Origin of the sequence: Cupriavidus sp. HPC(L), assembly GCF_000307735.3 — a bacterium.
Taxonomy (GTDB): Bacteria; Pseudomonadota; Gammaproteobacteria; order Burkholderiales; family Burkholderiaceae; genus Cupriavidus.
The window spans coordinates 1-7,828 of the sequence record NZ_AMPR02000141.1 but is presented as its reverse complement, the minus strand read 5'-3'; the positions used below and the strand labels follow the sequence as shown (position 1 = coordinate 7,828).

General features: G+C 68.3%; 6 protein-coding genes. All 6 read left to right on the top strand.

Going from position 1 to position 7,828, the window contains the following annotated elements:
• A partial coding sequence (locus B551_RS27055) for a DUF3306 domain-containing protein (protein WP_023264017.1) occupies nt 1–394 on the top strand: 394 nt, incomplete at its 5' end.
• Nucleotides 395–496: 102 nt separating this feature from the next.
• Nucleotides 497–2,662: a 4Fe-4S binding protein gene (locus tag B551_RS10220; RefSeq protein ID WP_023264016.1), complete on the top strand. Its 2,166-nt coding sequence runs from the start codon at nt 497–499 to the stop codon at nt 2,660–2,662.
• Nucleotides 2,663–2,948: 286 nt separating this feature from the next.
• Complete coding sequence (locus B551_RS10215; RefSeq protein WP_006579350.1) at nt 2,949–3,584, top strand: molecular chaperone; 636 nt, start codon at nt 2,949–2,951, stop codon at nt 3,582–3,584.
• Between the two features lie 251 nt (nt 3,585–3,835).
• A complete protein-coding gene (locus B551_RS25555; RefSeq protein ID WP_006579351.1) occupies nt 3,836–4,045 on the top strand; it encodes a hypothetical protein in 210 nt (69 codons plus the stop codon).
• 100 nt (nt 4,046–4,145) lie between these two features.
• Nucleotides 4,146–7,175 (top strand): molybdopterin-dependent oxidoreductase, encoded by a 3,030-nt coding sequence (locus B551_RS10210; protein ID WP_023264015.1) that lies wholly within the window; start codon nt 4,146–4,148, stop codon nt 7,173–7,175.
• A gap of 10 nt (nt 7,176–7,185) precedes the next feature.
• A partial coding sequence (fdh3B, locus tag B551_RS10205; RefSeq protein ID WP_043438643.1) for a formate dehydrogenase FDH3 subunit beta occupies nt 7,186–7,828 on the top strand: 643 nt, incomplete at its 3' end.

The window sequence follows — 7,828 nt, the reverse complement described above, 5'->3', positions numbered from 1 at the left end:
CCAGGGTGTCGACGAGACCGTCAAGCGCGCCGCGCTGAAGACGCTGTTCGCCGACCCGCACTTCAACGTGATGGACGGGCTCGACATCTATATCGACGACTACAGCAAGCCGGACCCGATTCCGCCCGACGTGCTGCGGCGCCTGCGCCAGTCCGAGACGCTGGGCCTGTTCGATCCGATCGAGCAAACGGAAGAGGCCGGCACCGCCGCCGCCGGCCAGCAGGCCGCGCCCGCCGACGCTCAAGACGCTCAAGCCCAGGCCGAATCGTCCGTTGATGTCCCGGAGGACGGCACCGCCGAGCCGGATGCCGCCGCGCAGGCCGCCACGGCCGAGAACGCCCAAGCCACCGCCGCGGTGCCTGATACCGGACCAGCTACGGACAAACCTGCGTAGCCCCGGCCCGGCATCGGGCCCTACAATGTCACTCCCCCACAAATCGCCGGCGCGGACCCGCTCGACAGAAGCGGACCGACAAGCCGGCCAGCTGTACCGACCATGCCGACGCTGATCTGCAATTGCAACGACACCATGCCGCTTGACGGGGCGGCACTGTCGGATGCCTCCAACCAGCCGGGCGCCGCCCCGCTGAAAGTCCACCGCCTGCTGTGCCGCCGCGAGGTCGGCGCCTTCACCGCCGCGCTCGACGGCACCGAAGACGTGATCGTCGCCTGCACGCAGGAACGCCCGCTGTTCACCGAACTGGCCGCGAAGACGCAGGCCGGCGGCGTCGTCACCGCGCCGGTGCGCTTCGTCAATATCCGCGAGACCGGCGGATGGTCGCGCGGCGCCCACGAGGATCCGCGCACCGCCAACGCCAAGATCGCGGCACTGCTCGCCGCCGCGGCGCTGCCCGATCCGGACCCGGTGCCGGTGGTCGAGTACCGCTCTGCCGGCAGCGTGCTGGTGATCGGCCCGGCCGCGCGGGCGCTGCCCTGGGCCGACCGCCTCGGTGAGGCGGGCCTCGAGGTGACGGTGCTGTTGAACGCGGCCAGTGCCAGCGCACTGGACGGCGCGACGCCTCCGGCGATGCGTGACTACCCGGTCCACAGCGGCCGCCTCGACAAGCTGACCGGCTGGCTCGGCGCCTTCGAGGCCAGCTGGGAAACCGGCGCCGGCCGCGCCAATCCGATCGACCTGGACCTGTGCACCCGCTGCAATGCCTGCATCGAGGCTTGCCCCGAAGGCGCGATCGACTTCAGCTACCAGATCGACCTGAGCCGCTGTACCGCGCACCGCGATTGCGTCAAGGCCTGCGGCGCGGCCGCGGCGATCGACTTTGACCGGCCCGCCGCCAACGTCAGCGAGCGCTTCGACCTGGTCTTCGACCTGAACGACAGCCCCTTCTTCGGCCGGCATGCGCCGCCGCAGGGCTATCTGCATGCCGGCGCCGAGCCGCTGCGGCAGCAGCAGATGGCGCTGACCGCGACGCAGCTGGTCGGCGAGTTCGAGAAGCCCAAGTTCTTCCAGTACAAGGAATCGCTGTGCGCGCACGGCCGCAACCGGACCACCGGCTGCTCGGCGTGTATCGACGTCTGCTCGGCCGAGGCGATCGGCTCGCGCTGGCAGGACGGCAAGGGCCGCATCGAGGTCGCGCCGAACCTGTGCGTCGGTTGCGGGGCCTGCACCACGGTCTGCCCGACCGGCGCGATCAGTTATGCGTATCCGAAGCCCGACCATCAGGGCCGGCGCCTGCGCACGCTGCTGTCGACCTACCGGCAGGCCGGCGGGCGCGATGCCGTGCTGCTGCTGCATGGGCAGGAGCATGGCGACCCGCGCATCCTGGCGCTCGGCCGCGAGGCGCGCGCCGGCCGCCTCGGCGGCATCGCGCCGAACGTGATTCCGGTTGGCCTGTTCCATCCGGCCTCGGTCGGCCTGGAGCTGTGGCTCGCGGCGATCGCCTGGGGCGCGGACCGCGTCGCGGTGATGCTGACCGGCGACGAGGCGCCGCAATATCGGACCGCGCTGGCCGAGCAGATGGCCGTGGCGCAGGCCATCCTCGCGGGCCTGGGCTATCGCGGCGAGTTCTTTACGCTGATCGACGCGCCCGATGCCGGCTCGCTCGATCGTGCGCTGGCGCGCCTGGCGCCGAATTTCTCGACAAAGAGCGCGCTGCCGCCGGCCGCCTTCCATGCCGCGGCGGCCAAGCGCGAGACGCTGGGCTTCGCGCTCGATCACCTGGCCGCGCATGCGCCGGTGCCGGCCCAGACCGTGCCGCTGCCGCCGGGTGCCCCGCTGGGCGCGGTGCAGGTCGACGCCGGCCGCTGCACCTTGTGCATGGCCTGCGTCGGCTCCTGTCCGTCGCAGGCGCTGCGCGACAACAGCGAGCGCCCGGTGCTGTCCTTCCTCGAGCGCAACTGCGTGCAGTGCGGCCTGTGCGAGCGGACCTGCCCCGAGGACGCCATCACGCTGGTGCCGCGCCTGCTGACCGGCGAGGGCGTGCGCCAGCCCGTCACGCTGCACGAGACCAGGCCCTTCCACTGCATCCGCTGCGCCAAGCCCTTCGGCACCGCGCAGATGGTCGAGGCGATGCTCGGACGCCTGGCCGGCCATCCGGCCTTCGCCGGCGCCGCCGCCGACCGCCTGAAGATGTGCAGCGACTGCCGGGTCGTCGACATGATCGAGAAGGACACCGGCGCCGCGACTGGCGCGACGCTGCAATAGTACGATCCGCCCGCGGCGCGCCCTCTCCCCCGGCCCCTCTCCCCCGGCCCTCTCCCGCGAGCGGGAGAGGGGAGCGAAAAGCAATCCGAGGGCGGCATGCCCTCCGCCCCCACCCCTTTCCCGCGAGCGGGAGAGGCGAGTGAAAGACCATCCGACGGCGCATGCGGATGCATCCTCTCTCCCGCGGGCGGGAGAGGGGCAGGGGAGAGGGGCAGGGGAGAGGGCAGCTCCGCCGACGACACGCGCCAACGTTTCCAACACCGCCTACGATCCGACCCGCCGAACGATGAGCGATACCCGACCGATCCGCCTTACCGAATCCTCCGCCCCCGCGGACCAGGCCGAAGACACCGCCCGCGCCGACCTGTACGGCCTGCTGGCCACGCTGTTCTATCGCGCCCCCGACGCTGCGCTGCTGCACCATATCGCCGCCAATCGTGCGCATGCCGACGATGCCGGCAGCCCGCTGGGCCAGGCGTGGAATGCGCTGGGCGAAGCGGCGGCGGGCACCACCGAGGCGGAGGCCGCCGACGAATACCAGCAGCTGTTTGTCGGCATCGGCAAGCCCGACATCTTCCTGTACGGCTCGTACTACCAGACCGGCTTCCTGCACGAACGCCCGCTGGTGGCGGTGCGCGAGGACCTGGCACGCTACGGGCTCGAGCGTCATGAAGGCGTCAGCGAACCCGAGGACCATATCGCGACGCTATGCGAGGTGATGCGCTTCCTGATCGCGGGCGACGATCTCGCGGTGTCGAACCTCGGCGAGCAGCAACGCTTCTTTGCGCGCCATCTGCAGCCGTGGGTCGAGTCGCTGTGCGATGCGGTGATCGCGCATCCGGGCGCGCGCTTCTATGCGCGCGCGGCGGAGTTGCTGAAGTCGTTCGCCGCCGTCGAGGCGGTCGCGATGGAGATGCATTGATGGCGCGCGGCGCTAAAGCGAATGGCTCAGGGAGCCGATAAACGCGAGTTGGCGTGCAGATCGAGATGTCGCGACGCGGGTCGCGCGGCGTGCAACGACATGTCTCAAGACATTTGATGCACAGCGCCATGATTACGGAAAATCAGGATAAACCCGCGGTCAGCATGGTCATTGCGTGCATATCGATCTACAATACGCAAAACAATGCATAACTAGATTGGTAATCGGTAAATATTACCGAGGAGCCCCCCATGAAAGAGAAGGAAACCCGGGTCGCACGTCGCCATTTCCTCGCGGGCGCTGGCGTCGTCGCTGCCGCCGCGGGTGCCGCGGCCCTGACCGCGCGCACGCCTGCCGCCCCCGCCGGTGCGATTCCCGCGCCGGAACCCACAGCTGCCGACAGCAACGGTTACCGTGTCTCTGAACACGTACGGAAGTATTACCGGACGACGCTGGTATAAGCCGCGCGATGTGCCGGTCCGCCGTGATGCCCGTCATCCCGGCGCGGCCGTATCTCGCAATATCGCCTTTACCCGCTTCGTACCTTTCCCGAGGTGACACATGATTCTGACCCGCAAGCACGCGGCCCAGGGCGGCGCCCCTGCGCAGCGCGTTGATCGACTCGCGTCCGCTCAGCCGGCCGCCGCTTCGTCCGCACGCCTGTCGGCACGACTGGCCACGAGCCTCGCCGGCGCGATGCCGACGATGGACCGCCGCAGCTTCCTGAAGCGCTCCGGCATTGGCGTCGGCGCGGGCCTCGCAGCCTCGCAGCTGACGCTGATCCGCAAGGCCGATGCGGCCGACGGCAAGGCCGCCGGCGACGGCAAGGGCGACATCGTCGTGCGCCGCACCGTGTGCGGCCATTGCTCGGTCGGCTGCGCGGTCGATGCCGTCGTGCAGAACGGCGTGTGGGTCCGCCAGGAGCCGGTGTTCGATTCGCCGATCAACATGGGCGCCCACTGCGCCAAGGGTGCGGCGCTGCGCGAGCACGGCCACGGCGAGTACCGCCTCAAATACCCGATGAAGCTCGTCAACGGCAAGTACCAGCGCATCAGCTGGGACCAGGCGCTGGACGAGATCACCGCGAAGATGAAGCAGATCCGCCAGGAGACCGGCCCGGATTCGATGTTCTTCATCGGCTCGTCCAAGCACAGCAACGAGCAGTCGTATCTGCTGCGCAAGTGGGTGTCGTTCTTCGGCACCAACAACACCGACCACCAGGCGCGCATCTGCCACTCGACCACCGTCGCGGGCGTGGCCAATACCTGGGGCTACGGTGCGATGACCAATTCGTACAACGATATGCAGAACGCCAAGGCGGCGCTGTATATCGGCTCGAACGCCGCCGAGGCGCACCCGGTGTCGATGCTGCATCTGCTGCATGCCAAGGAGAACGGCTGCAAGGTGATCGTGGTCGATCCGCGCTACACCCGCACCGCCGCCAAGGCCGAGCAGTACGTCCGCATCCGCTCGGGCACCGACATTCCGTTCCTGTTCGGCGTGCTGTACCACATCTTCAACAACGGCTGGGAAGACAAGGAGTACATCCGTCAGCGCGTCTATGGCATGGACAAGGTGCGCGAGGAAGTGCTGGCCAAGTGGACGCCGGACAAGGTGGAAGAGGCCTGCGGCGTGCCCGAGGAACAGGTCTACAAGGTCGCCGAGACCATGGCCAAGAACCGGCCCAGCACGCTGGTCTGGTGCATGGGCCAGACCCAGCACACGATCGGCAACGCGATGGTGCGCGCCTCCTGCATCGTGCAGCTGGCGCTGGGCAACATCGGCGTGTCGGGCGGCGGCGCCAACATCTTCCGCGGCCACGACAACGTGCAGGGCGCGACCGACGTCGGCCCGAACCCGGACTCGCTGCCGGGCTACTACGGCCTGGCCACCGGCGCGTGGAAGCACTACGCCGCGGTCTGGGGCGTCGACTACGAGTGGATCAAATCGCAGTTCCCCTCGCAGGCGATGATGGAGAAGTCCGGCACCACGGTGTCGCGCTGGATCGATATCGTCACCGAGAAGAGCGACCTGATCGACCAGGACAACAACGTCCGCGGCGTGTTCTTCTGGGGCCATGCGCCGAACTCGCAGACGCGCGGCCTTGAAATGAAGAAGGCGCTCGACAAGCTGGACCTGCTGGTGGTGATCGACCCGTATCCGTCGGCGACCGCGGCGATGGCCAACATGCCGCCGGCCGAGGGCGACAAGGTCAATCCGAACCGCGCCGTCTATCTGCTGCCGGCCGCCACGCAGTTCGAGACCTCGGGCTCGTGCACGGCATCGAACCGCTCGCTGCAATGGCGCGAGAAGGTCATCGAGCCGCTGTTCGAATCGATGCCCGACCACACGATCATGCAGGCCTTCGCCGACAAGCTGGGCTTCGGCAAGGAGCTGTCGCGCAACTACAAGATGATCGAGGTCAAGCGCGCCGGCCGTACCTGGATGGAGCCGGAGCCCGAGTCGATCCTGCGCGAGATCAACAAGTCGAACTGGACCATCGGCTACACCGGCCAGTCGCCGGAACGGCTGAAGGCGCATATGAAGAATATGCAGATGTTCGACGTCAAGACGCTGCGCTGCAAGGGCGGCAAGGACGCGGCCACCGGCTATGACCTGACCGGCGACTACTTCGGCCTGCCGTGGCCGTGCTACGGCACGCCGGAACTGAAGCACCCGGGCTCGCCGAACCTGTACGACACCACCCGGCACGTGATGGACGGCGGCGGCAACTTCCGCGCCAACTTCGGCGTCGAGCGCGACGGCGTCAACCTGCTGGCCGAGGACGGCTCGCATTCGGTGGGCGCGGAGATCACCACCGGCTATCCCGAGTTCGACCACGTGCTGCTGAAGAAGCTGGGCTGGTGGGACGACCTGACCGATGCCGAGAAGCAGGCGGCCGAGGGCAAGAACTGGAAGACCGACCTGTCGGGCGGCATCCAGCGCGTCGTGCTGAAGGTGCACGGCTGCCATCCGTTCGGCAACGCCAAGGCGCGCGCCGTCGTGTGGAACTTCCCGGATCCGATTCCGCAGCACCGCGAACCGCTGTACTCGACCCGTCCGGACATGGTCGCCAAGTATCCGACCCACGACGACAAGATGGCGTTCTGGCGCCTGCCGACGCTGTACAAGACCGTGCAGCAGCGCAACATCGAGAACAAGGTCCACGAGAAGTTCCCGATCATCCTGACCTCCGGCCGTCTGGTCGAATACGAGGGCGGTGGCGAGGAAACGCGTTCGAACCCGTGGCTGGCCGAGCTGCAGCAGGAGAACTTCGTCGAGATCAATCCGCGCGCGGCCTCCGCCCGCGGCATCCGCAACGGCGACTACTGCTGGGTCAAGACGCCGACCGGCGCCACGCTGAAGGTGCGCGCGCTGGTCACCGAGCGGGTCGGCCCGGATACCGCCTTCATCCCGTTCCACTTCTCGGGCTGGTGGCAGGGCAAGGACATGCTGGACTACTACCCGGACGGTGCGCATCCGATCGTGCGGGGCGAGGCGGTCAACACGGCGACCACCTATGGCTACGACGCGGTGACGATGATGCAGGAAACCAAGACGACGGTCTGCCAGATCGAGCGCTTCGCGTAAGGGGAACACAATGGCACGCATGAAATTCATCTGTGACGCCGAGCGCTGCATCGAGTGCAACAGCTGCGTCACCGCTTGCAAGAACGAGCACGAGGTACCGTGGGGCGTCAACCGGCGCCGCGTGGTGACGGTCAACGATGGCGTGCAGGGCGCGGAGAAATCGATCTCGGTGGCCTGCATGCACTGCTCGGACGCGCCCTGCATGGCGGTCTGCCCGGTCGACTGCTTCTACCGCACCGACGACGGCGTGGTGCTGCACGACAAGGACGTCTGCATCGGCTGCGGCTACTGCTCGTACGCATGCCCGTTCGGCGCGCCGCAGTTTCCGTCGACCGGCACCTTCGGCGTGCGCGGCAAGATGGACAAGTGCACGTTCTGCGCGGGTGGCCCGGAAGCCAACGGCAGCGAGGCCGAGTTCGAGAAGTACGGCCGCAACCGCCTGGCCGAAGGCAAGCTGCCGCTGTGCGCGGAAATGTGCTCGACCAAGGCGCTGCTCGGCGGCGACGGCGACGTGATTGCCGACATCCTGCGCAACCGCGTGATCAAGCGCGGCACCGGCGGCGATGTGTTCGGCTGGGGCACCGCCTACGGCACCAACGGCCAGGCCGCCCAGCGCGCGCCGGCCGCGCCGGCCGGCACCCCGGCTCCGGCCC